Annotated in this window: 23 protein-coding genes; 7 read left to right on the top strand and 16 right to left on the bottom strand. The window is 73.8% G+C overall.

The features are described 5' to 3' along the window. Positions 1-43: 43 nt before the first annotated feature. The 14 genes from HIR71_RS12570 to HIR71_RS12505 all read right to left on the bottom strand — a co-directional run bounded on the left by HIR71_RS12570 (position 44) and on the right by HIR71_RS12505 (position 13386). On the bottom strand, positions 44-769 hold the full coding sequence (locus HIR71_RS12570; protein ID WP_169325419.1) for a FliH/SctL family protein: 726 nt from the start codon (positions 767-769) through the stop codon (positions 44-46). Then, positions 762-1853, bottom strand: a complete 1092-nt coding sequence (fliG, locus tag HIR71_RS12565) for a flagellar motor switch protein FliG (protein WP_169325418.1) — start codon at positions 1851-1853, stop codon at positions 762-764. The genes HIR71_RS12570 and fliG overlap by 8 nt, the downstream gene beginning before the upstream one ends. Next, positions 1850-3427: a flagellar basal-body MS-ring/collar protein FliF gene (gene fliF, locus HIR71_RS12560; protein ID WP_169325417.1), complete on the bottom strand. Its 1578-nt coding sequence runs from the start codon at positions 3425-3427 to the stop codon at positions 1850-1852. Before fliF ends, fliG begins: the two co-directional genes overlap by 4 nt. Then, a complete protein-coding gene (gene fliE, locus HIR71_RS12555; protein ID WP_169325416.1) occupies positions 3427-3753 on the bottom strand; it encodes a flagellar hook-basal body complex protein FliE in 327 nt (108 codons plus the stop codon). The genes fliF and fliE overlap by 1 nt, the downstream gene beginning before the upstream one ends. After that, entirely contained in the window at positions 3753-4166 is a 414-nt protein-coding gene (gene flgC / locus HIR71_RS12550; protein ID WP_169325415.1) for a flagellar basal body rod protein FlgC, read from the bottom strand. The genes fliE and flgC overlap by 1 nt, the downstream gene beginning before the upstream one ends. Next, entirely contained in the window at positions 4166-4507 is a 342-nt protein-coding gene (locus HIR71_RS12545; RefSeq protein ID WP_169325414.1) for a flagellar basal body rod protein FlgB, read from the bottom strand. The genes flgC and HIR71_RS12545 overlap by 1 nt, the downstream gene beginning before the upstream one ends. A gap of 360 nt (positions 4508-4867) precedes the next feature. Next, positions 4868-6313 (bottom strand): hypothetical protein, encoded by a 1446-nt coding sequence (locus HIR71_RS12540; protein WP_169325413.1) that lies wholly within the window; start codon positions 6311-6313, stop codon positions 4868-4870. Continuing rightward, a complete protein-coding gene (locus HIR71_RS12535) occupies positions 6300-6971 on the bottom strand; it encodes an L-aspartate oxidase (RefSeq protein ID WP_169325412.1) in 672 nt (223 codons plus the stop codon). The genes HIR71_RS12540 and HIR71_RS12535 overlap by 14 nt, the downstream gene beginning before the upstream one ends. A 112-nt stretch (positions 6972-7083) precedes the next feature. After that, a complete protein-coding gene (locus tag HIR71_RS12530; RefSeq protein ID WP_169325411.1) occupies positions 7084-8568 on the bottom strand; it encodes a lipase family protein in 1485 nt (494 codons plus the stop codon). Between the two features lie 136 nt (positions 8569-8704). After that, on the bottom strand, positions 8705-9046 hold the full coding sequence (locus HIR71_RS12525; RefSeq protein ID WP_249051844.1) for a hypothetical protein: 342 nt from the start codon (positions 9044-9046) through the stop codon (positions 8705-8707). Further along, complete coding sequence (locus HIR71_RS12520; protein WP_169325410.1) at positions 9043-9501, bottom strand: flagellar export chaperone FliS; 459 nt, start codon at positions 9499-9501, stop codon at positions 9043-9045. Before HIR71_RS12520 ends, HIR71_RS12525 begins: the two co-directional genes overlap by 4 nt. A gap of 29 nt (positions 9502-9530) precedes the next feature. Beyond that, a complete protein-coding gene (gene fliD / locus HIR71_RS12515) occupies positions 9531-10925 on the bottom strand; it encodes a flagellar filament capping protein FliD (RefSeq protein ID WP_169325409.1) in 1395 nt (464 codons plus the stop codon). 153 nt (positions 10926-11078) lie between these two features. Further along, positions 11079-12251, bottom strand: coding sequence for a flagellin N-terminal helical domain-containing protein (locus HIR71_RS12510; protein ID WP_169325408.1), 1173 nt, complete (start codon positions 12249-12251; stop codon positions 11079-11081). A 217-nt stretch (positions 12252-12468) separates the two neighbouring features. After that, positions 12469-13386 carry a sigma-70 family RNA polymerase sigma factor gene (locus HIR71_RS12505; RefSeq protein ID WP_169325407.1) on the bottom strand — a complete coding sequence of 306 codons (918 nt, stop codon included), beginning with the start codon at positions 13384-13386 and terminating at the stop codon, positions 12469-12471. Positions 13387-13647: 261 nt separating this feature from the next. Between HIR71_RS12505 and flgN the strand changes: the two genes are divergently transcribed. The 6 genes from flgN to HIR71_RS12475 all read left to right on the top strand — a co-directional run bounded on the left by flgN (position 13648) and on the right by HIR71_RS12475 (position 18527). Next, positions 13648-14130 carry a flagellar export chaperone FlgN gene (gene flgN, locus HIR71_RS12500; RefSeq protein ID WP_169325406.1) on the top strand — a complete coding sequence of 161 codons (483 nt, stop codon included), beginning with the start codon at positions 13648-13650 and terminating at the stop codon, positions 14128-14130. Positions 14131-14144: 14 nt separating this feature from the next. After that, positions 14145-15557, top strand: a complete 1413-nt coding sequence (gene flgK / locus HIR71_RS12495) for a flagellar hook-associated protein FlgK (protein ID WP_169325405.1) — start codon at positions 14145-14147, stop codon at positions 15555-15557. A gap of 2 nt (positions 15558-15559) precedes the next feature. Beyond that, a complete protein-coding gene (gene flgL, locus HIR71_RS12490; RefSeq protein WP_169325404.1) occupies positions 15560-16480 on the top strand; it encodes a flagellar hook-associated protein FlgL in 921 nt (306 codons plus the stop codon). Further along, the gene (locus HIR71_RS12485; RefSeq protein ID WP_169325403.1) at positions 16477-16887 is read left to right on the top strand and encodes a flagellar assembly protein FliW; all 411 of its coding nucleotides are present in this window, start codon (positions 16477-16479) and stop codon (positions 16885-16887) included. The genes flgL and HIR71_RS12485 overlap by 4 nt, the downstream gene beginning before the upstream one ends. Before the next feature lie 83 nt (positions 16888-16970). Continuing rightward, positions 16971-18203 carry an EAL and HDOD domain-containing protein gene (locus tag HIR71_RS12480; protein ID WP_169325402.1) on the top strand — a complete coding sequence of 411 codons (1233 nt, stop codon included), beginning with the start codon at positions 16971-16973 and terminating at the stop codon, positions 18201-18203. 15 nt (positions 18204-18218) lie between these two features. Then, positions 18219-18527, top strand: a complete 309-nt coding sequence (locus tag HIR71_RS12475) for a DUF2530 domain-containing protein (RefSeq protein WP_169325401.1) — start codon at positions 18219-18221, stop codon at positions 18525-18527. Between the two features lie 4 nt (positions 18528-18531). On the opposite strand, the gene HIR71_RS12470 is transcribed toward HIR71_RS12475, so the two are convergent. Together HIR71_RS12470 and HIR71_RS12465 are read right to left on the bottom strand one after the other, a co-directional pair. Next, the gene (locus HIR71_RS12470; RefSeq protein ID WP_169325400.1) at positions 18532-19797 is read right to left on the bottom strand and encodes an MFS transporter; all 1266 of its coding nucleotides are present in this window, start codon (positions 19795-19797) and stop codon (positions 18532-18534) included. Positions 19798-19804: 7 nt separating this feature from the next. Next, the gene (locus tag HIR71_RS12465; protein WP_169325399.1) at positions 19805-20239 is read right to left on the bottom strand and encodes a hypothetical protein; all 435 of its coding nucleotides are present in this window, start codon (positions 20237-20239) and stop codon (positions 19805-19807) included. On the opposite strand from HIR71_RS12465, the gene HIR71_RS12460 reads away from it, so the two are divergent. Then, on the top strand, positions 20223-20473 hold a 251-nt coding region (locus HIR71_RS12460), incomplete at its 3' end, for a hypothetical protein (protein ID WP_211374150.1). The two genes, HIR71_RS12465 and HIR71_RS12460, sit on opposite strands and share 17 nt — an antisense overlap.

The following is a 20473-nucleotide window of genomic DNA, read 5'->3' as shown; positions in this document are numbered from 1 at the left end:
CGCGCACGGTCTGACACGTCGAGGGCGAGTGTGGTGCTGCGGGTCAACGGGCACCGCCCCATGTCGACGTGTCAGACCCAGCGCGCGCCTGGGCACGCGCACGGTCTGACACGTCGGCGGCGGGGGTGTCCGCGGCCAGGGCGCGGCGGACACGCTCGACCGCCGACCCGATGCGCGCGTCGAGGAAACCGTCGGGCAGCTCGCTCACGGCGTCGCCCGGGGCGAGCGACGCGTCGGGGACGACCGTGACGCCGTCGGGCAGCGAGTCGACGAGTCCGAGCGCGGTCAGCGCCCGCACATCGGCGGGATGGAGGCGGATCGTGTGGACCGCCGGCTCGGCGGGCAGGCTGAGCGCGCGGGCGAGCGCGGCGCGCGCACGGGCGTCGCCGTCGGCGAGCTCGTGACCGAGCACTGCCTCGGCGAGCGTGACGGCGCTGGCGTCGAGCGCCGCGGACGACTCGGCCAGCACGGGGTCGACCCGGGCCGACGCAGCCGCCGCAGCCCGGCCCAGCGCGGCCAGCGCCGCCTGGACGTCGGCGGCCCGCTCGCGCTCGGCCGCCCGGAACGCGTCGTCGAGGGTGCGTCGCTGGTGCTGCGCCGCCTCCGACGCAGCACGGGTCCCGGCGGCCCACCCGGCGGCCCAGCCGGCGGCGCGCGCCTGCTCGACGCCGTGGTCGGATCGTGCGTCGAGCACGCCCCCGACCGGCGCGGGCCGGAACCGCGCGACGGGCGCCACGACCGGAGCCGAGACCGCGACGGGCTCAGACATACTCGTCCTCGGTGTCGCGGCGGATGACGATCTGCCCGCTCTCCTCGAGGCGGCGGATGCCCTGCACGATGCCGGCGCGCGCCTCCTCGACCGTCGACATGCGGGTCGGCCCGAGCAGCTCCATCTCCTCGACGAGGTTCTCGCGCGCACGCTCGGAGAGGTTGTCGAGGATCTTGTCGCGGACCTCCTCGCTCGTGCTCTTGAGCGCGACGGCCAGGGTCGCGCCGTCGACCGAGCGCAGCACCAGCTGCACCGCGCGGTCCTCGAGCAGCACGATGTCGCCGAACACGAACATGCGGCTGCGGACCTCCTCGGCGAGCTCCTTGTCCCGCACCTGGAGGCCCTCGAGGATCAGCTTCTCGGTGCCCGGGTCGGCGCGGTTGATGATCTCGACGAGCGGCTGCACGCCGCCGACGGCCGACAGCTCCTGGGGCGTGAGGACCGACGACGCCTTGCGCTGCAGGTTGCCTGCCACCACGGCGACGACGTCGGGGGCCGCCCGCTCGAGCAGCGCGATGCGGTGCGCGACCTCGGCCTGGGTGTCGGCCGGCAGACCCGCGAGGATCGCCGACGCGTGCTCCGGTCGCAGGTGCGCCAGCACGAGCGCGACCGTCTGCGGGTGCTCGCCCGTGAGCAGCCCCATGACCTGACGGGCGTCGGCGTTCTGGAGGAACTCGAACGGCTGCGGGGCCATCGCCGTGGTGAGCCGCTCCATGACGCTGCGCGCCCGGTCGGCGCCGAGCGACGCCTCGAGCAGCTGGTGCGCGTAGCTCAGGCCGCCGCGTGCGATCAGCCCGGGCCCGGTGATGGAGACGGCGTGGAACTCCTCCACCACGCCGTCGGCGAGCGTCGGGTCGACGTTCTCGAGCCGCACGATCTCCGCGGTGATCTCGTCGATCTCCTGCTCGTCGAGCTGCGCCATGACGCGGGCCGCACGCTCACGACCGAGCTGGAGCAGGACCAGGGCCGCCTTCTGCGTCCCGGACAGGGCCGCGGTCGCCGAGGGCAGCGTGGGGGTCGACGGCGCGGGGGCCGTCACGGTGGTCACGGTGCCCGACGACGCGGGGAGGGTCGCGACGGTCATCGCTTCGCCCCGCCGCCCACGAGCCAGCCGCGCAGCAGGTCGGCGACCTCACCCGGCTGCTCGTCCGCGAGGGCGCCGATCTCCGCGCGCTTGATCGCGGCGTCGTCCACCGAGGGGCGCGGCGCGCTGATCGCGATCGTGTCGCCGCCGTCGAAGGGGAGCGCCGGGGTCTCGTTGACCATGGTGAGCTCGCCGATGTCGAGCGCCTCCCGCCGCGACCTGCGCGAGCGGCCCTTGGCCACGAGGAACGCGAGCACGAGGGCGAGCAGGACCGCGCCCGCGATGATGCCGGTGCGGAGCAGCTCGGCCTGCGCGGCCGCCTTCGTCTCCTCGGCGGCCGCGGCGAGCGCGGCCTGCGCCTCCTCGGCGGTCCGGGTGTCGAACTGCATCCGCGCGACCTCGACCGTGTCGCCGCGCGCCGGGTCGATGCCCGCCGCCGTGGTGACGAGCGCGGACAGGTCGGTCATGTCGAGGTCGGCGCCCGCGGCCTGGTCCACCACGACCGAGACGGACTGCCGGCGGACCGTGCCCGGCGTCGTCGTCGTGCGCTCGGTGACCTTGTTGACCGCCGGGTTGAGGGTCTCGCTCGACTTGGTGTAGCTGCTCTCGCCCGTGCCGCCGTTCGGGACCGCGATGTTGTCGGGACCGAGGACCCCGCCCGCCGGCATGCCGGTGCCGGCGTACTCCTCGGTCGTCCTGGTGGAGGACAGCGCGGGGACCTCCTCCGGGGCGGCGAACGTCTCGCTCGTGCGGTCGGTGTTGTCGAGGTTCAGCTCCGCGTTCACGGTGACGACGGCCTTGCCCGGACCGACGACCCGGTCGAGCATCGCCTGGACCGCGGTCGAGACCCGCTGCTCGTACTCGGCGGTCTTCTGGTCGGACAGGCCACCCGCGGGGGCACCGCCGACCGCCGAGAGCACCTGGCCCTCGGAGTCGATCACCGCGACGTCGGTCGGCTTCATGCCCTGCACGCCCGCCGAGACCAGGTGCACGATCGACTGGACCTGCGCCGGCTCGAGCGTCGTGCCGCGCGCGGTCTGGACGAACACCGACGCCGTCGGGTCCGCCTTCTCGGAGACGAACACGCTCTCCTCGGGCAGGGCGAGCTTGACCGTCGCGGCCTCGACGCCGTTGATCGCGCCGATCGTCCTGGCCAGCTCGCCCTCCATCGCACGCTGGTACGTCGTCTGCTGCTGGAACTCCGAGGCGGTCATGCCCATGTCGTCGAGCAGCGAGTAGCCCGCGCCGTCGGACGATGCCGGCAGGCCCGCCGCGGCGACCGCCAGGCGCGTCGCGTACAGCTGGTCGGCCGGCACGAGGATCGTCCGGCCGCCGTCGGCGAGCTCGTACGGCACGCCCTCGCCGTCGAGCTGGTCGACGATCGCGCTCGCATCGGCCGGCGAGACGTCCGCGAACAGCGGGCTCATCGTCGGCTTGGTCAGGAACGCGGACAGCGCGACGAGCCCGAGCACGAGTCCCGCGACGCCGATGATCGCGAGCGTCCGCTGCGCGAGGCTGAACTGGTTGGTGACCGTGCGCATCCGGTCCAGCGCGGTGGCGATCTGCGTGGGCATCAGGCCTGCATCCTCATGATCTCGGTGAACGCCTCGACGGCCTTGTTGCGGACGGCCGCGGTCAGCTCGAGCGTGACCTTGGCCTCGCTCGCGGCGATCGTGTAGTCGTGGACGTCGTCGAGGTCACCGGTGACCGCGCGGACCGCGAGCTCGTCGGCCGTCGACTGCAGGCCCTGGAGCTGGTCGATCGAGCCGGTGAGCGCGGTGGCGAAGCCCGGGCCGCCGGCGGGTGCGGCGACGGTCCCGGCCGAGGCGACGGCGTCGGCCCCTCCCAGGTAGGAGGTGGGTGCGACGCCGGTGACGGCGCCGATCACGTCGATGGGCATCAGGACCGTCCGATCTGCAGGGCTGCCTGGTAGGTCTCGCGGGCGCGGTCGACGATCGCGGCGTTCGCCTGGTAGCCGCGCTGCGCCATGATCAGCTGCGTCATCTGGCTGGCCATGTCGATGTCGGGGTAGCGGACGTAGCCGTCGGCGTCCGCGAGGGGGTGGTCGGGCTCGTACGTGAGGCGGCCCTCGGCGCTGCCCAGGGCGATGCCGCGGACCTGGACGCCGGCGCCGTCGTCGGTGTCGTTGCCGTCGTTGGACGCCTGCGCGACGACGTACTTCGCCTGGAAGGCGGCCTCGTCGGTGCTCGAGACCGTGTTCATGTTCGCGAGGTTGTCGCTGACGGCATCGAGCCACTTGCGGTAGACGGTCAGACCGGTGCCGGCGATCCCGATCGCGCCGAAGGTGCCCATCAGGCGGTCCGCATCGCGATGCGCAGGGACGAGAACTTGCCGTCGATCGCCTGCGTGGCGAGCTGGTAGCGGAGGTTGGTGTCGACGTTGAGGAGCGTCTCGGCGTCGAGGTTCACGTTGTTGCCGTCCATGCGGGTCGGCTCGAGGGAGCGCGCGACCGTGGGGGTGACCGCGCCGGAGCCGTCCGCGACCGCGGAGGCGAGGCTGTCCTCGAACGCGACGCGGCCGGCGAGGAACCCGGGGGTCTGGATGTTCGCGACGTTGTTGGCGATCACGCGCTGGCGCAGCGCGAGGCCGTCCAGCGCACTGTTCAGCGCGACGGCAGCGACGGAGTCGAACACGGCAGCGATCACCTCAGCGACGTATGTCAGGTGTGTCGGCCGATCCTTGGCCTGCGGGTCGAGCGATCCGTGCTCAGGGGGTTCATCGGTGTCGCCGCGGCGGGTGTGAGGTTTCTTGGTCGTACGTTTCCGCAGGTGGTGAGGTGTGTCCGCTTCTGGGCCTGGTGTGTCCGAGATGCGCCCGGGGTTGCGTGCGGCCGAACGGGTGACGGGCGATCCCGCGTAGGGGCGGTGGCGGTGCTGACAGCCGCGCGAGTGACTGCGGGGGCTCGCGGTGCCCGTGGGGCATCACTCCGGCCCCACCCGCCCCGCCCGTCACTCGCGCGGCTGCGAGGATCGGCGCGCCGCGCGAGAACCGGTTCAGGCGAAGCGGGCGGTCACGTCCTGCGCCCGGTCGAGGGGCAGCGGGATCGGGAACGGGCCCGGCAGCGTGACGACCCGCAGCGGCGCCCCCGGCTCGACCCCGCTCGTGGAGAGCGCTGTCAGCGCCGCGAACGGCCCCGCGAGCGGGATCGCCACCGCGGGCGGCAGCGGCAGCGCAGCACCGCCGAGCGCCGTCGTCAGCAGCGAGGTGAGGAACGGGCCCGCGAACAGGTCGAGCGTCGCCAGGATCGCGAAGAGCGTGAACTGGCCGAGGAGCACGGCGATCACGTAGAGGAACGGGTTGATCTGCACGTCGGACGTCACCGCGATCGCGGGCGTGCCGAGTCCGACGGTCAGCGCGCCGCCGGCCACGGTCGCCACGACCGGGGCCGTCGCCGTCGCGGTCGCGACCACCGTCGCCAGGCTCTGGAACGCGACGGCCTGGATCCGGATGTCGACCTGCAGCAGCCCGGCGGCGTTGACCTGCGCCAGCAGGAACTCGACCGACACCGTCGCGGCAGGCGCGCCGTTGGGCAGGGTCGGGATGGTCCCTGGCGGCGTCGGGACCGGGGTGCTCGCGAGGATGACGGACGGATGGCCGGGCGCCCACGGCGGGAACGTCGGCGGGATGCCGAGGCCGGCGCTGACGGCGGCGCGCACCGCCGAGAGGAGCGAGCCGTTGTTGAGGACGAGCGCGACGTGGTCGAGCGGTGCCCCGAGAGCATTGCGCCGCAGGGTGACCGCCGTGGCCGCCGCCGGGTTCCCGGGCGCGAGGAGCAGCGAGGCGAGCACCTTGAGGGACCGGGCGCTCGTGCGCACCCCGCCGAACGTGAGGCCGGCCGGCTCGGCGATCACCATCGTCCTCGTGATGCTCGCCTGGGCCCCCTGCACCAGCTGCACGACGGCGCCGTCCACGCGGGCGGCGATGTCCTGCCTGCGCTGCTGGTAGGCCATCTCGCCGTTGCCCTGCGCGCCGCCCGCCGCGACGTACGCCATCGCGAGCAGGAGCTGGACCGGGGGCGAGGCGAAGAGGGCGTTCTGGTCCACGGTCGCGGACCCGCCCCCTGGCGCCGGGGCGAGCACGACGCCGCGCGCTCCGCCGCCCACCGTGCCGACCGAGACCGCCAGCGGCACGGCGAACGTGCCGCGGACGTCGGCCACCGACAGCCCCGGCGGGATCGGCACCGGGAAGCCCCCGACCCGCGCCGCGACGACCGTGATCTGCGCGACGTAGTCCCCCCGGACCAGCACGCGCTCGCCCACCAGCACGTCGACGCTCGCGGCGCTGATCGAGACGACGTGCACCCGCAGGTCCATCTCGGCGTCGTTGAGGTCGCGGTCCGGCGGGTTCGGCAGGGTCACCGCGCCCAGGAGGGCCGGGGACAGCAGCTCCTCGGTCACGTCGAGCGCGAGGTCGAACCCGCCGTGGTCAGCGAAGGTCATCGCCGCCCACCTCCCCGACCGTTCCCGCGGCCAGCTGCACCGAGGAGTTCGGATCGCGCGCGAGGAACGCGAGCAGCGCCGAGGGCACGGCGATCGGCACCGCGGGCGACGCCGGCGTCGGTGGCCCGAGCACCGCGCGCTTGACGCCCGCCACCACGAGGGCGACGACGTCGGGGCCGTACCGGCCGGCGGCCACGGCACCGACCGTGCCCTCGATGTCCGCGAAGAGCGACGCGTAGCCGTCGGGCTGGGTCCCGGCCTGCACCGCGACGTCACGCAGGAGCTCGATCGCGAGCACCTCGGGCGGGCTGTAGACCACGATCCCGGCGTCGAGCATCCCGGCCGACGCGAGCAGCCGCTCGACCAGGTGCCGGCCCGTGAGCGGGAGGTCGACCGGCTCGATCTCGGGGAGCAGCTCACGCAGCACGGCTCCGGGGTCGGTGAGCAGCCGGCGCGGGTTCCCCGGGTCGGCGTGCAGCCACTCGCGGAGCTCGCCCTCGTGCTCGAGCACCGCCTCGGCGGCGCGCAGGCGTCGCTCGTCGACGGCCCGCTCGTCCTCGAACCCCGCGAGGAGCGTGCGGACGGGCCGCGACTCGTCGTCGGAGAACCGGACGACCAGGCGCGACGACGGAGGCCCGAGACCCGAGCGCTCGTCCATGGCATTCACCGTCTTGATCGGTGAGTCCCCGCCGGAGGGGCGGAGGCCGTCAGGTCTCCTGTTGTAGGGCCGCCCCGGTGGCCGTGTCAACGAAACCAGGAGTGTCCGGCGTTCAGAACCGGCCGGTGTCGACCGGGACCAGTCCGTAGGGCGCCGGCAGGGTCGCCTCCGCCGTGGGATACAGGAGCTCGACGACCCGGTCGCCGTTGTCGTCGAACCGGATGAGCCTGCGGGCCTTGAACGAGTAGGTGACCGGCACGCCCACCTGGCCCTGGAGCGCGACGTTGCCGTAGGTGTCGAACACCGTCACCGTGCCGCTCGTGATCGCGGCGCCGGTGGCCGAGTCCTTCGCCGTGACGGTGTGCGAGGCCGGGGTCAACCGTGCCGGGTACGGGTTGATGCGCGCCTCCGCCTGACCGGGGACGGGAGCCGGCGCGGTACGCAGCCGCAGCAGGAGGGCGGCCACCTGCGCCTGGAGGGTCGCGTCCCACAGGGCCTCGGCGTGGTTCAGGGGGTTGGTCGTGTGCGACGCCGCGAACGGCAGCCGCGATCGCGCGTCTGTCACGAGCACGTCGCCGACGCCGGGCGCGAGCTCCGGTGTAGAGCCCACCAGAGCCGTCAGGGCGGCGATGAGGTGCGTCACCGGGGGGAACGGCGCGAGCGCGAGGGCGAGCGGGCCGAAGCTCACGGCGTCGAGCGGCGCCCCGACCGGGACCGGCACGACGCCCCAGTGGAAGAAGGGCCATGGCACCGGCCACGGGAGGTACGAGTCGGGCGTGTACATGGTGGCCCACAGCCGCGAGAACACCGTGCTGGTCCCGCCGAACGTGTGGTACGTGACGCCCGGCACCGGCTCGCCCGGCGCGATCGACGCGGTCGGGGTGCCGATCACCAGCTCCGCGATCGCCGGGTTGAGCACCATCCCGCGCATCATCGCGAGGAAGCCGGGCGGTGGCGCCCCGAGCGCCGCGACCGACCCCTGCACGCCGGCGAGCAGCCCGTCGATGCTCGCCGCGAGCGAGGCGACTCCCGAGCCGAGGTGGGGCGAGTGCAGGGTGACCAGCGTCGTCATCCGGCCCATGAATCGAGCCAGTGCGGGGTTCCCCACGGCGCCGCGGAGGAACGTGCGCGCGACGAGCCCGCCGCGGCTGTGCGCGACGAGCCCGCCGCGGCTGTGCGCGACGATCGCCACCCGCAGACCCATGAGCTGGGGGTGCGCGTCGATTGCCAGCGCGAGGGCGGTGAGCTGGGCGGCGTCGTTCGCGATGAGCGGTCCCGACTGGCTGTACACCACGGTGCTGAGCCCGCTCGTGAGGAGCGCGTCCTGCCAGCTCGTCAGGCTCGCGGGCGTCGGGTCGAGGAAGAAGCTGTCCGCCGGGAGCAGGGGTGGGGTGGGGGCGAACCCGCGGTCCATGTACCCGCCGGGGTTGGCGGTGCGGTCGAACGCGGTTCCGGGGCGCGCGGTCAGCGGTGACGTCATGTCGCCGCTCGTGCCGGACAACCCGTGCAGCAGGATCACCAGCGGCAGCGTCGGATCCAGCGGGCCCTCGACCTGGGCGTCCACCATGCCGTCGAACCGGGTGAGCGTGAGGGACATGGCGGCGACCTTCCCGAGGCGGCGCGTCGTCGCGCCTGGGGGAAGGTGCCGGCGGGCGGTCGGCTGGATACCGCCGCGCCCGGGTTGCGCCTCGCCTGCGACGACGTGCCTCGCCGGCGACGACGCGCGGGCGGGGTCAGCCGGCGGTGTCGAGGTAGACCGGGGTGGCCTCGGGGGTCGCGCGCAGCTGCTCGACGGCGCGCAGCTCGCGACGGCTCTGCGCGGCGGCTGCCGCGAGTCCGCGTGCGACCCGCACCTGCCGGTCCAGCAGTGCCTGGGCCCGCTCGACCAGGGGCGCGGGGAGCTGTCCGAGGTGGGACGGTGGAACCCAGCCCGGCCCCACCGGTCCGGTCGCGTGCCCGGCACGGAGGAGCGCCTCGGCGTCGGCCACGCTCAGCTCGAGGTCAGCGAGCGCGTCCGACCACGCGACGTCCCAGCCTGGAGCCGCGCCAGTGGGCCCGACCAGCGCGGTCGTCATCCGACGCCGAGCTCACCGCCCACCGCGCGCTCGCCGAAGGCGGCCACGGTGCGCTGGGTCGGGACGACCGGGGCCGACGACGCGGCCACCGTCGCGGCAGCCTCGTGCCACGCGTCGCGCAGGGGGGCGACGAGCTCGCGGGCCTTGGCGGTGCGCTCGGGGTCGCCGGCGATCGAGCAGCCGATCAGCTCGCGCAGCAGGTACATGTACAGCTCCATGAGGCCCTTGCCGCCGGCCCAGGCGTCGACGTCGAGGGTCGAGGCGAGCGCGGAGACGACGTCCTGCGCGTGGTCGAGCTGGTCGGCCGCGGCGGAGCGGTTGCCCTCGCGCTGCGCCGCCTCCGCGCGGTCGATGTCGAGCACCAGGCGGTCGTAGAGCATCGTGAGGATCTGCTGCGGACCGGCGGTCGCGACGGCGTTGTCGAGGAACCGGCTGCGGGTCAGGGCGAGGTTCATGGGGTCTCCGATCGGTCGGGTCGACGCCGTCAGGCGGAGCTGGACGAGAGGCCGGCGAGCTGCCCGGCGAGCCAGTTGGACTGCGAGTTGAGGCCGCTGAGCGTGACCTCGAGCGCCGCGTAGGTGCGCTGGAGGCCCTCGCGCCGCTGCTCGAGGCGGCGCTCCCAGTCCGACACCTGCTCCGAGAGGCTCTTGCTGAAGCTCTCCTGGTTCTTGATCTGCAGCGAGAGCGTCCCGTCGATCGGGTCCGAGACCGTCTTCGCGGCCGTCTCGACGCGAGCAGCGAGGCCGACGACGACGCCCTGCACCTTCGCGGGGTCCGCCGCCATCGCGGCGCTGAACTTGGCCTCGTCGAACGTCACGGTCCCGTCGCGGCCCAGCACGATGCCGACCTCCGACGGGGAGACGCCGTCCACCGGGTAGGACGCGGCGTTGAGGACCGACTGCTGGAGCGCGCGCGTGGCGCTGTCGCCCGAGAGGACGCCGCCGCTGATGACGGTCCGGCCGTCCTCGGAGGTCGTGGTCGTCGTCGCGGTGCGGGACCTGACCTCCGAGAGCACGACGCCGAGCGCGCCGACCAGGCCGGAGGCGAGCTTCTTCACGGCGGCGTCGTCGCGCGCGATCGTCAGCGTGACCGGGTCGGCCTCCTTGGCGGTGACCGTGAGGTCCACCCCGGTGAGCACGCCGCTGAAGGTGTTGGTCGCCGACGTCACGGACTGCTCGGCTGCGGTGCCCTTCCAGAGGGTGATCCGGGCGTTTGCCGCGGAGGTGATGGCGGCAGCGCGGTCGACGACCTTCGTGCCGGTCGCGAGCGTGTCCGCGGTGACCGTGTCGCGGTAGACGTCGAACGCCGCCGGCTCTCCGGTCGCCTTCGAGGTGAGCTGGAGCCGCGACTGCGTGTCGGAGACCTTGACGACGGTGGCGGTGATGCCGGCGTCGGCCTCGTTGACCGCTCGGGCGAAGCCGGCGAGGTCGGTGACACCGTCGAGGTCGACCGCGGTGAGCGTCGCGTCGGGTCCGGATCCGCTCACGAGCGTGACGCTCCCCGGGACGGTGCCCGGGCCGAAGAAGCCGGCGAGGTCGGTGACGGCCGCGCTGACCGAGGTCTGGCCGGTGGCGAGCGCGTCGACCGTGAAGCTGAGGGACGAGGCCTGAGCGCCGGCCGAGGTCGTCGCGGTGACGGTCTTCGCGGACGAATTCGCGGTGACGGCGTCCCACTTCGCGGGGGTCGCGGCGGTCTTCGCGGCCTCGGCCAGCGAGGAGACCTTGGTGTTGAGGGACTGCAGGGCCGAGATGTAGGACTGGGTGGTGGTGACCTTGGCCTTGAGGAGGGTCTGCGGCATCGCCTCGACCTTCATGAGGCTGTTGATCAGCCCGGTCGTGTCGAGGCCGCTCGCCAGCCCGTCGATGCCCATCACGGCCATCAGGTTGCTCCGTCCCGTGCTCGATCTCGTGCGGGGCGGCCGCGGGGTCTGCGGCCGGAATGCGAACCGGCGGTGGGCGACGCGAGGTCAACCCACCGCCGGTCGGTCATGCGGTCATGCGGTCATGCCGTGCGCGGGCTTCGCCCGCTCAGATCAGCGGAGGAGCGACAGGACGCCCTGCGGGATCTGGTTGGCCTGCGCGAGCATGGCCGTGCCGGCCTGCGACAGGATCTGCGCCCGCGTGAACTGCACCATCTCCGAGGCCATGTCAGTGTCACGGATCCGGCTCTCCGACGCGGACAGGTTCTCCACCGCGACGTTGACGTTCTTGATGGTGTACTCGAAGCGGTTCTGCAGGGCACCGAGACCCGCACGAGCGGTGGACACGGACGAGATCTTCTCGTCGATCTTGACGATGGACGCCTGGGCGGCGGTGGCCGAGGAGAAGTCGAGTCCCGCGGTCGTGTTCGCCACGACGGTGCCGGCCGCGATGTCGGTGCTGGGCGCGGTGTCGGCCACCGACCCGCCGTTGAGCGCCTTGACCGTGATGCCGGTCGCGGCGCCGTCGGCGTCCTTGTCGACGCTCACGGAGAAGTTGGCCGCGAAGTTCGTGTCCGCCGCGAGCGCGTCCGCGAGGCCCTGGACCGACGTCTGCGCAGCCACGCCGGTGACGACCACGTCCGAGGTGACACCGGAGCCGTTGTCGACGGAGAACGTGTACGTGCCGTCGTCGAGGGCAGTCGCCGCCACGGCGAACTTCGTCCCGCCGACCGCGAGCGAGCCCGTGGTGAGGTCGGCGGCGATCGCCTTGATGTTCGCCTTGGACAGGTCGACCTCGATCTGGCTGTTGGCGTCGCCGTCGGCACCGACCTGGAACTTCAGCTTGCCGGTGTTTGCGCCGGCCGAACCGTCGAGCAGGTTCGTGCCGTTGAAGTTGGTCGACGCGGCGATCCGGTCCAGCTCCGAGACGAGCTGCGTCGCCTCGGTGTCGATGTTCTTGCGGGCATCGGCGTTGTTCGAGTCGTTGCCCGCCTGCACGGCCAGGTCACGCACACGCTGGAGGATCGAGGTCACCTCGGTCAGGGCGCCCTCAGCGGTCTGCACCACCGAGATGCCGTCCTGGGCGTTGCGGGCCGCGACCTTCAGACCGCCGACCTGCGAGCGCAGGCCCTCGGAGATGGCGAGGCCGGCAGCGTCGTCCGCCGCCCGGTTGATGCGGAAGCCCGACGAGAGCTTCTCGAGCGACTTCGAGAGGTCGTTCTGCGTGTTGGAGAGGTTGCGGTAGCTGTTGACCGCCGCGATGTTCTGGTTGATCGAGAGACCCATGATGGAACTCCTCCTTGATTCGGGTCGGACCTGCTGACGCCCATCCATGGGCTGACAGCACCCTCATCGGTCACCCCGCCGGGTTGTGAAGGATTCCGCCGAAGATCTTTTCTGGCGCCGCACCTGCGCCAACGCGAAGGGCGACGCTCCCCGGTGATCCGGAAGAGCGTCGCCCTCGGCGATGTGCGCTGCTGTGCGGTAGTGAAGAGCCCTGCGGTCAGGCCGTCGTGGCGTACGCGGCCCCGGCGCGGGACCGCGCCTTGGCCTTCGCCGCGGCCAGCTCCTTCGCCTCGTCGCGCTGCTGCGGAAGCACGCCGGGCCCGGGCGCCGCGAGCTGCGAGGCCCGCGCCAGGAACGACGCCTGCTGCGCCACGAGGTCGAAGTACGCCTTGCGACGACGCTCGGCGACGCCGTCGGGCCGCTCGGCCACCGGGACCAGCGAGGGCTCGAGGCTCGCGTTCATGCCGTCCTTCATCAGCGCGAGCGCCTCGGTGCGCAGCTGGCTGATGCGGGACTGGGTGACGCCCAGCTCCTCGGCCAGCTCGACGACCGGGCGGTCGTGGAAGAACAGCTGCTCGACGACGTGGCGCAGCCGCTCGGGCAGGGCCGTGACGGCCGCCTTGAGGTGCTGGAGCTTCTCGTTGACGAGCAGGCTCTCCTCCGGGCCCATGCCGGGCTCGGTGACCGTGTCGGCGATCGCGCTGTCGAACGCCTCGATGCTGAGGATGCGGCGCTCGGCGTCGCCGCGGGCGGCGTCGACCTCGGCGACGTCGGTGCCGAGCGCGGTCGCGAGCTCCTCGCGCGTCGGAGTGCGGCCGAGCTGCGACGTCATCTCGTCGGACGTCGTGCTCACGCGGCGGGCCCGCTGGCGGGCGCCCCGGGAGACCCAGTCCATCGCGCGCAGCTCGTCGAGCAGCGCGCCCCGGATGCGGAGCGAGGCGTACCGGGCGAACGGGACCCCGGTCTCGGCGTCGTAGGCCTGGGCCGCCTGGACCAGGGCGAGCGAGCCGGCCGAGGCCAGCTCGTCCCGCGACACGTAGGCCGGGACGCGGCCGAGGAGCTCGGACACGCGGTACCCGACCAGCGGCAGGTTGGCCGTGACGAGGGCGTCTACTTCAGCGGGAGAGTTGCGCACCCCATCCCTTCGGCGCAGCGCCGACGCGGCTTGAGGGGGAGATCCATGCGAAGTTCTTGATCTGCCCGACGCCGGGCCGATCGCAACGGTGCCGAGAGCCTCCGGCCTGCGGTTTTGTTGAACGCATGACCTTACGGGTGTGACGGAGGTCACATCCCGTCGCTCGTTCGGGCGGAATCGTCACATCGGCGCGTGTCCGTCCGATCCATCTCCTGAACGGCCGCGACGTGCCGCACACGCACCATAAGGACAGGAGACCTCATGGGACTGGCAGAGCTCTCCGCCGTGCTGTGGCACGAACGGCAGCTGCTCGAGCTCCTGCTGTTCAAGCTCGAGGAGGAGCAGCTGGTGCTCTCGAGCGGCCGCACCCGCTGGCTCGGCCACGCGACCCGCGAGGTCGAGCAGGTCCTCGACCAGATCCGCTCGGCCGAGCTCGGCCGCTCGATGGAGGCCGACGACGCCGCGCGCGAGGTCGGCATCGAGCCCGGCAGCGGTCTGCTCGCGCTGGCGAACGCGGCCCCCGAGCCGTGGGACGAGCTGCTCGCGAGCCACCGCGAGGCCTTCGTCACGCTGACGTCCGAGATCCAGGGCGTCGCGCAGGGCAACCGCGAGCTCCTCACCAGCTCGCACCGCGCCGCGCAGGAGACGATCCTCGGCCTCCAGGAGACCGTCCACACGTACGACCCCCGCGGCGCGACCTCGGTCGGCACCGCCGCCGCCCAGCTCATCGACGAGTCCTTCTAGGAGCCCCGACACCCATGAGCAGCAGCTTCTCCGGCCTCTCGACCGCCCTCAGCTCGCTGATCGCGCAGCGGCAGGCGCTCGACGTCGCGGGTCAGAACGTCGCCAACGCCAACACGGTCGGCTACACGCGTCAGCGCGCGGACCTCGCCTCGGTCGAGGCGCTCTCCGCGCCGTCGATGTACTCGGCCGGGCGCGTCGCGGGCAACGGGACGCGGGTCACGGGCATCGAGCGGCTCGGCGACCTCTTCCTCGACGCGCGCCTGCGCGCGGAGACCGGCAGCGCCTCGTTCGCCGCCACGCGCAGCGAGACCTACCTGCGTCTCGAGTCGACCGTCGCGGAGCCCGGTGACAAGGGCGTCTCGCAGGCCCTCGGCGAGTTCTGGTCGGCGTGGCAGGAGCTCGGCAACACGCCGGACTCGGACGCGGCCCGCAAGGTCGTGCTCGAGAACGCGTCGGCCCTCACGCAGCGCATCTCGTCGGGCTACGCGGCCGTCGTCACGCAGTGGGACCAGGCGCGCACCGAGCTGGACGCCGCCGTGGTCGACGTGAACGCGACCGCGGCCGCCGTCGCCGACCTCAACGAGCGGATCCGCGGTGTGCTCGTCTCGGGCGGCTCGGCCAACGAGCTGATCGACACGCGCAGCTCGAAGGTCACCCGGCTCGCCGGGCTCGTCGGCGCGAGCGCGGTCGAGCGCGAGGACGGCACGCTCGACGTGATGGTCGGCGGCAACGCGCTGGTCCGCGGCGACAAGGCGCACGCGGTCGAGGTGACGCCCGGCACGTGGACGATGGGCTCCCCCGTCGCCCTGCGCTGGGCCGGCACGGGTTACGCCCTCGGGGCCGACGCCGGTCGCGTCGCCGGCCTGGTCACGGCCCTCGCGCCCGAGGCCGACGGCGGGATCCTCGCCAAGGCGGCGGCGTCGTACGACAAGCTCGCGCAGGCCCTCGTCGGCCAGGTCAACGGGATCCACACCGGGTCGTACACCGCCGGCGACCCGCAGGCCCAAGGCGGCGTGTTCTTCACCGAGCCGGCCACGGGCGTCACCGCCGCGACGCTCGCGGTGGCGATCACCGACGTCAAGGACATCGCGGTGGCGGCGGACGGCCTGGGCCCGCTCGACGGCTCGCGCGCTGACCCGATGTCGGCGATCGCCACCGCGACCGGCGGCCCCGACCGGACCTGGTCGTCGTTCGTCGTCGACCTCGGCGTCACCTCCCGCTCGGCCGCGCAGCGCGCATCCGTCACCGAGGCGACCCGCACCACGGCCGAGCGCCTCCAGCTCTCGAACGCGAGCGTCGACATCGACGAGGAGTCGGTCAACATGCTCGCCTACCAGCGCGCCTACGAGGGCGCGGCCCGGGTGCTCACGGCGATCGACGAGATGCTCGACACCCTGATCAACCGCACCGGCGTCGTAGGGAGATGACCATGATCGGCCGCGTCACCCAGCAGACGGTCCAGCGCTCCACGCTCGCCAACCTGCAGACCAACCTCAGCGCCATGGCCGCGCTGCAGGGCAAGCTCTCGAGCACCAAGAACATCACCAGGCCGTCGGACGACCCGGCCGGCACGAGCTCCGCGATCGCCCTGCGCAGCGCGCTGCGCGCCAACGAGCAGCACGCGCGCAACATCTCGGACGGCGACGGCTGGCTCACCAACGTCGACTCGGCGCTGCGGGGCTCGCTCGACGCCCTGCGGCAGGCGCGCGACCTCACGGTGCAGGGCTCGAACCAGGGGGTGCTCAACGCACAGGCCCGCGAGGCCCTCGCGGTGGAGATCGAGGGTCTGCGCGACGCGCTGCTCAACCAGGCCAACACGAGCTACCTCGGCCGGTCGGTCTTCGCGGGGACCTCCGACGCGGCGAGCGCCGTCACGGTGGACACGACCACCACGCCGCCGAGCTACACCTCGACCAGCGTGACCGGTGCGAGCGTCGAGCGCCGCATCGACGCGAACACCCTGGTGAGGGTGGACGTCGACGGCGCCCTCGCGTTCGGCGAGGACGACCCCGTCACCGGAACCGGCTCTGTCTTCTCGACCCTCGACCGCATCGCCGCGAAGCTCCGCGCGAACGAGCCGGTCTCGGGCGAGCTCACCACGCTCGACGAGCACCGCGACGCGATGCTCGGCCAGCTCACCGCCGTCGGCGCGCGCCAGAGCCAGGTCCAGACCGCGAAGCTGCGCGCCCTCGACACGAAGACCGAGCTCGCGGGCCGCCTCAGCACGATCGAGGACGTCGACCTGCCGGGCACGATCATCGAGCTCCAGATGCAGGAGGTCGCGTACAAGTCCGCCCTCGGCGCCGCGTCCCGCGTCCTCCAGCCGAGTCTGATGGACTACCTGCGATGAGCACCGCCCCCGCCCCCGCCGCCGCGCACCCCGCCCCGCACGCCCTGCACGCCGTGGCCCCGCTGCCCGGTCTCCCGGGTCACGTCGACTACTCGCTCGACGGCCTGGACGACTCCGGCATCCTCTACGCCCTGCGCAGCCTGAGCGACCCCGCGGTGCGCCTGTTCGTCGTGCGCCCGGAGGCCTTCTTCGACGGGTACACGCCCCGCGTCGACGACGCGACCCGCTCGGCCCTCGCCCTCGGGGACGACGACGCGGCGCTGCTCCTCGTCGTCGTGCACCCCGGGGAGGGCGAGCGGCCGACGACGGCGAACCTCCTCGCCCCGGTCGTCGTGAACGCCGCGACGGGCGCCGCGGCGCAGGTCGTGCTCGACGGCGACTGGCCCCTGCGCGCGCCGCTCGGCTGACCGCCGGCGAACGCCTCATCCGGCGCGGCGTCCTGCCGATGGGAGGGACGATCCCCCTCCCCCGCGCCACCAGGACAGCCTCGATGACCAGCCCCGGTACCCGCCCCGCCGACTCGGCTGCCCTGACCGGCGTCGACGTGACCGTCCATCGGCAGCCGCTCATCCGGCGCGACGGCTCGGTGCACGGGTACGCGGTCGGCGTCGTCGTCCGGACGTCGCTCGCCCACGCGCACCTCACCGAGCGGCTCGACGCCCTGGTCGAGGCGCAGTACGAGCGGCTCGACCTCGAGGCGGTCGGCGGCGGCTCGCCCGTGTTCGTCCAGGCCACCCAGGGCATGCTGCTGCGCGACGAGCCGATCGCGGGGAACCGCGACCTCATCGTGCTCGAGGTGCCCCGGCACTTCGCCGACCTGCCGGGCGCGGGCGCGCACCTGAGCCGCCTGCGTGCCGCTGGGTACGGGCTCGCGCTGAACGACTACGTCCCTGGCGGCGGGCAGGACCCGCTGCTGCCGATCGTGCACTTCGTCAAGGTCGACCTCGGCCGCGGCCAGGAGCTCGCGACGACGGCGATCCGCGCGGCGCAGGCCGCGGCCCGCGCCACGATCGCGATGCGCGTCGACACCGACGCCCGCGTCGGGTACTGCACGTCGGCCGGCGTCGACCTGCAGCAGGGGCCGATGTTCCAGCGCGACGCCCCGACCGTCGAGCGCGAGTACACGACCGGCGAGCTCCAGTGCCTCGAGCTCATGCAGCTGCTGAGCGCGCCCGCCCCCGACCAGGAGGCCGTCGTCCGCGTCGTCGGCTCGGACCCCGAGCTCGCGATGCGCGTCCTGCGGCTCGTCAACTCGAGCGCGGTCCCCGTGCGGCACGAGGTCGACTCGGTGCGTCAGGCCGTGGTCCTCCTCGGCCCGCGGCAGCTCGGCGCGCTCGCGACGTCGGCGCTCGCCGGCGCGGAGCGCGCCACGATCGCCTCGCTCTGGTCCGTCCTCACGCGCGCGATCGCGTGCGCCACGCTCGCCGGGGACGACGCCGGGTACACGGTCGGCCTGCTCTCCGCCGCCGCCGCGCAGCTCCGCGTCCCGGCCAGCGACCTGGTCGCGCGCACCGGGGTGTCCGACGAGGTCGGCAGCGCCCTGTGCGACCTCTCCGGCCCGTACGGCCCGGTGCTCGCCGCCGTGCTCGCGCACGAGGAGAACGACGTGGCCGCGGTCGAGGCCACCGGGCTCGTCCCGTTCGAGGTCGCGCACGCCTACCTCGCCGCGGTGAGCGAGGCCCTCGGCACGGCGACGCTGCTCGCGGGTCCGGCGCGACGCTAGCCGTACGCTGAGCCGGTGCCCTCCGTCCTCGACCTGGTCCTGCACCCGGACCGGCGCCGCCCCGACCCGGCCCCCGTGCGGGTCGACCTGCGCATCGTCTTCTCGGCCGGCCTGGCCGCGTGGGTCGTCGCGCTCGTGGTGACCTGGGCGCTCGCGCGCGGCGACGGCAACGGTCCGACGGAGGCCGTCTGGACCTGTGTCGCCGGGGTCGGGCTGGGCGTCGTCGCGCTCGTGTGGGAGCACTACCGGCGGCCCGAGGACCTCGATCTGCCCGGGGTCGTCGACCGGCCCGCGGACGTCGACCTCCCCGGCCCCGCCGCCTGAGCCGTCAGCCGCCCTGCTCCGGCGCAGCCTCGGCTCCCCGCGCGGCGGCGACCGCCGCGGCGCGCTCCGCGGCCCGACGCCGCGTGGTCCGGTTCGCGTGGTCCGACCAGCGCGGCGCCCACCGGCCGAGCCCGCCGGCAGCGAGCAGCCCGACCACGCCCATCGCGCCGATCCCGGCCGCGAGGCTGCCGAGCGCCGCGCCCGCGGCGACGACCAGCGGCCCCGCCGCGTTGCCCACGTCGGCGAAGACGCGCCAGATCCCGAGGAACTGCGCGCGCACGGGCGCCGGCGCGACGTCGGCCCCGAGCGTCATGAGGATCCCCGAGCCGATCCCGTTGCCGAGGCCCATGACGATCGCCGCAGCGGTCACCGCGGCGAGCGTCGTGCCGAACGGCAGCGCGAGGATCGCGCCGCCGAGCACGAGCATGGACGGGATGCCGATCCAGAGCCGGCCGCGGCGGTCCATGACGTAGCCCGCGGGGTAGAACAGGAGCATGTCGACGGCGCCCGAGACCGCGAAGACGAGGCTCGTCGTCGCGGGGCTGAAGCCCAGGTGCTCGCTCCACAGCGGCAGCACGACCTGCCGGCTCGCCCGCACCGCGCTCACGGCGAGCACCGCGAAGCCCAGCGTGCGGAACACCGGGGCGTTGTCGCGCAGCACGCGCCGGAGGCTCACGGGCGCCCGGTCGCGGCGCAGGCGCGTGTCGGCACCCGCGATGTCGGGCACGACCAGCACCACCACGCCCGCCGCCAGGCTCGTCGCGACGGCGAGCCAGTAGACGCCGCGCAGGTCGAACAGGTACACGATCCCGGCGCCGAGGAACGGCCCGATGAACGCGCCGATCCGCTGGACCCCGCCGAGCGTGGACAGCGCACGGGCGCGCTGCAGCGCCGAGGTCACCTCCGTGAGGTACGCCTGCCGCGCGAGGAGGAACACGGCGTTGGTCGCCCCGACCGCGAGCACCCCCGCGCCCAGCACCCCCAGGTTCGGGGCGAGCGCGCACGCCGCCAGCGCCACGACCGACGTCGACGCCGCGACGAGCATCGCGTTCCGCTCACCGAGCCGGGCGGCGAGCGCGCCCGCGGGCACGTCCCCGATGATCTGCCCGACGCCGAGCAGCGCGACCAGCAGCCCGGCCGTCGCGAGCGAGCCGCCGAGCGCCGTCGCGGACAGCGGGATGATCGGCATGATCGCGCCGATCCCGATCTCGAACACGAGCGCGGGTGCGTAGACGCCCAGGGTGATCTGGCGCACGACGGAGCGCGTCATGGTCGCCTCACCGGTCGAACCCCGCCTCGGCCCGGAGCTCCGCGACGCGTTCCGGCTCCGTGAGCACGACCTCGAGCGCGTGCCGCAGCTCCCACCGGCCGGCGGCCTGCGCAAGGCCACGCGCGAGTCCCGCGAGCTGCGTCGCGTGCACGACGGCGTCGCTCCCCTCCCCCTCGACCCACCAGTCGACCGGTGCTCCGCCGACGTGCAGGTCCTCGTGCTCGTGCCACGTGCGGGGGAGGCCGGGGAGGAGGGCGAGCGCGGCGTCGGGCGTCGGGCCGGGGGCGCCGTCGTCGTCGGGCGCGGGAGCGTGGGGGCCGCCCCGGGCGTCGTCGTCGCCGAGCTCGTCGGCGAGCGGGAGGTCGAGCAGGGACGCGAGGCGCTCGGCGCCGGCGCCGGGTGCGGGCACGAGCGCGGCGAGGTCCGTGCGCTGGAGCCACATCGGCGCGGGCGCGACCGCGGCGTCGTCGGCGTGGACCACCCTGGCCTCGGCCGGCCCGACGAGCGCCGGCAGCCGCTCGGGCGCGTGGTCCAGCGCGACGCCGGCGACCGCCGCTGCGGCGTCCGCGCTCTACGCCGCCAAGGCCGCGGGCCGCGACCGCTTCGAGCTCGCCGCGTGGGACACCCCTTCCGACGCAGGCAGCGACGTTCCGCCGGTGCACCTGCGCGAGGCGCG

This window comes from Cellulomonas fimi (genome assembly GCF_012952065.1).
Classification (GTDB): Bacteria; Actinomycetota; Actinomycetes; order Actinomycetales; family Cellulomonadaceae; genus Pengzhenrongella; species Pengzhenrongella fimi_A.
The sequence above is the reverse complement of the archived record's forward strand: the minus strand, read 5'-3'. Positions and strand labels throughout refer to the sequence as shown.

What these genes read in the sequence shown, in the direction of transcription:
- HIR71_RS12570 (WP_169325419.1), bottom strand. Translation starts at nt 769, where the DNA reads ATGTCTGAGCCCGTCGCGGTCTCGGCTCCGGTCGTGGCGCCCGTCGCG.
- fliG (WP_169325418.1), bottom strand. Translation starts at nt 1,853, where the DNA reads ATGACCGTCGCGACCCTCCCCGCGTCGTCGGGCACCGTGACCACCGTG.
- fliF (WP_169325417.1), bottom strand. Translation starts at nt 3,427, where the DNA reads ATGCCCACGCAGATCGCCACCGCGCTGGACCGGATGCGCACGGTCACC.
- fliE (WP_169325416.1), bottom strand. Translation starts at nt 3,753, where the DNA reads ATGCCCATCGACGTGATCGGCGCCGTCACCGGCGTCGCACCCACCTCC.
- flgC (WP_169325415.1), bottom strand. Translation starts at nt 4,166, where the DNA reads ATGGGCACCTTCGGCGCGATCGGGATCGCCGGCACCGGTCTGACCGTC.
- HIR71_RS12540 (WP_169325413.1), bottom strand. Translation starts at nt 6,313, where the DNA reads ATGACCTTCGCTGACCACGGCGGGTTCGACCTCGCGCTCGACGTGACC.
- HIR71_RS12535 (WP_169325412.1), bottom strand. Translation starts at nt 6,971, where the DNA reads ATGGACGAGCGCTCGGGTCTCGGGCCTCCGTCGTCGCGCCTGGTCGTC.
- HIR71_RS12530 (WP_169325411.1), bottom strand. Translation starts at nt 8,568, where the DNA reads ATGTCCCTCACGCTCACCCGGTTCGACGGCATGGTGGACGCCCAGGTC.
- HIR71_RS12525 (WP_249051844.1), bottom strand. Translation starts at nt 9,046, where the DNA reads ATGACGACCGCGCTGGTCGGGCCCACTGGCGCGGCTCCAGGCTGGGAC.
- HIR71_RS12520 (WP_169325410.1), bottom strand. Translation starts at nt 9,501, where the DNA reads ATGAACCTCGCCCTGACCCGCAGCCGGTTCCTCGACAACGCCGTCGCG.
- fliD (WP_169325409.1), bottom strand. Translation starts at nt 10,925, where the DNA reads ATGGCCGTGATGGGCATCGACGGGCTGGCGAGCGGCCTCGACACGACC.
- HIR71_RS12510 (WP_169325408.1), bottom strand. Translation starts at nt 12,251, where the DNA reads ATGGGTCTCTCGATCAACCAGAACATCGCGGCGGTCAACAGCTACCGC.
- flgN (WP_169325406.1), top strand. Translation starts at nt 13,648, where the DNA reads ATGGGACTGGCAGAGCTCTCCGCCGTGCTGTGGCACGAACGGCAGCTG.
- flgK (WP_169325405.1), top strand. Translation starts at nt 14,145, where the DNA reads ATGAGCAGCAGCTTCTCCGGCCTCTCGACCGCCCTCAGCTCGCTGATC.
- flgL (WP_169325404.1), top strand. Translation starts at nt 15,560, where the DNA reads ATGATCGGCCGCGTCACCCAGCAGACGGTCCAGCGCTCCACGCTCGCC.
- HIR71_RS12485 (WP_169325403.1), top strand. Translation starts at nt 16,477, where the DNA reads ATGAGCACCGCCCCCGCCCCCGCCGCCGCGCACCCCGCCCCGCACGCC.
- HIR71_RS12480 (WP_169325402.1), top strand. Translation starts at nt 16,971, where the DNA reads ATGACCAGCCCCGGTACCCGCCCCGCCGACTCGGCTGCCCTGACCGGC.
- HIR71_RS12470 (WP_169325400.1), bottom strand. Translation starts at nt 19,797, where the DNA reads ATGACGCGCTCCGTCGTGCGCCAGATCACCCTGGGCGTCTACGCACCC.
- HIR71_RS12465 (WP_169325399.1), bottom strand. Translation starts at nt 20,239, where the DNA reads ATGTGGCTCCAGCGCACGGACCTCGCCGCGCTCGTGCCCGCACCCGGC.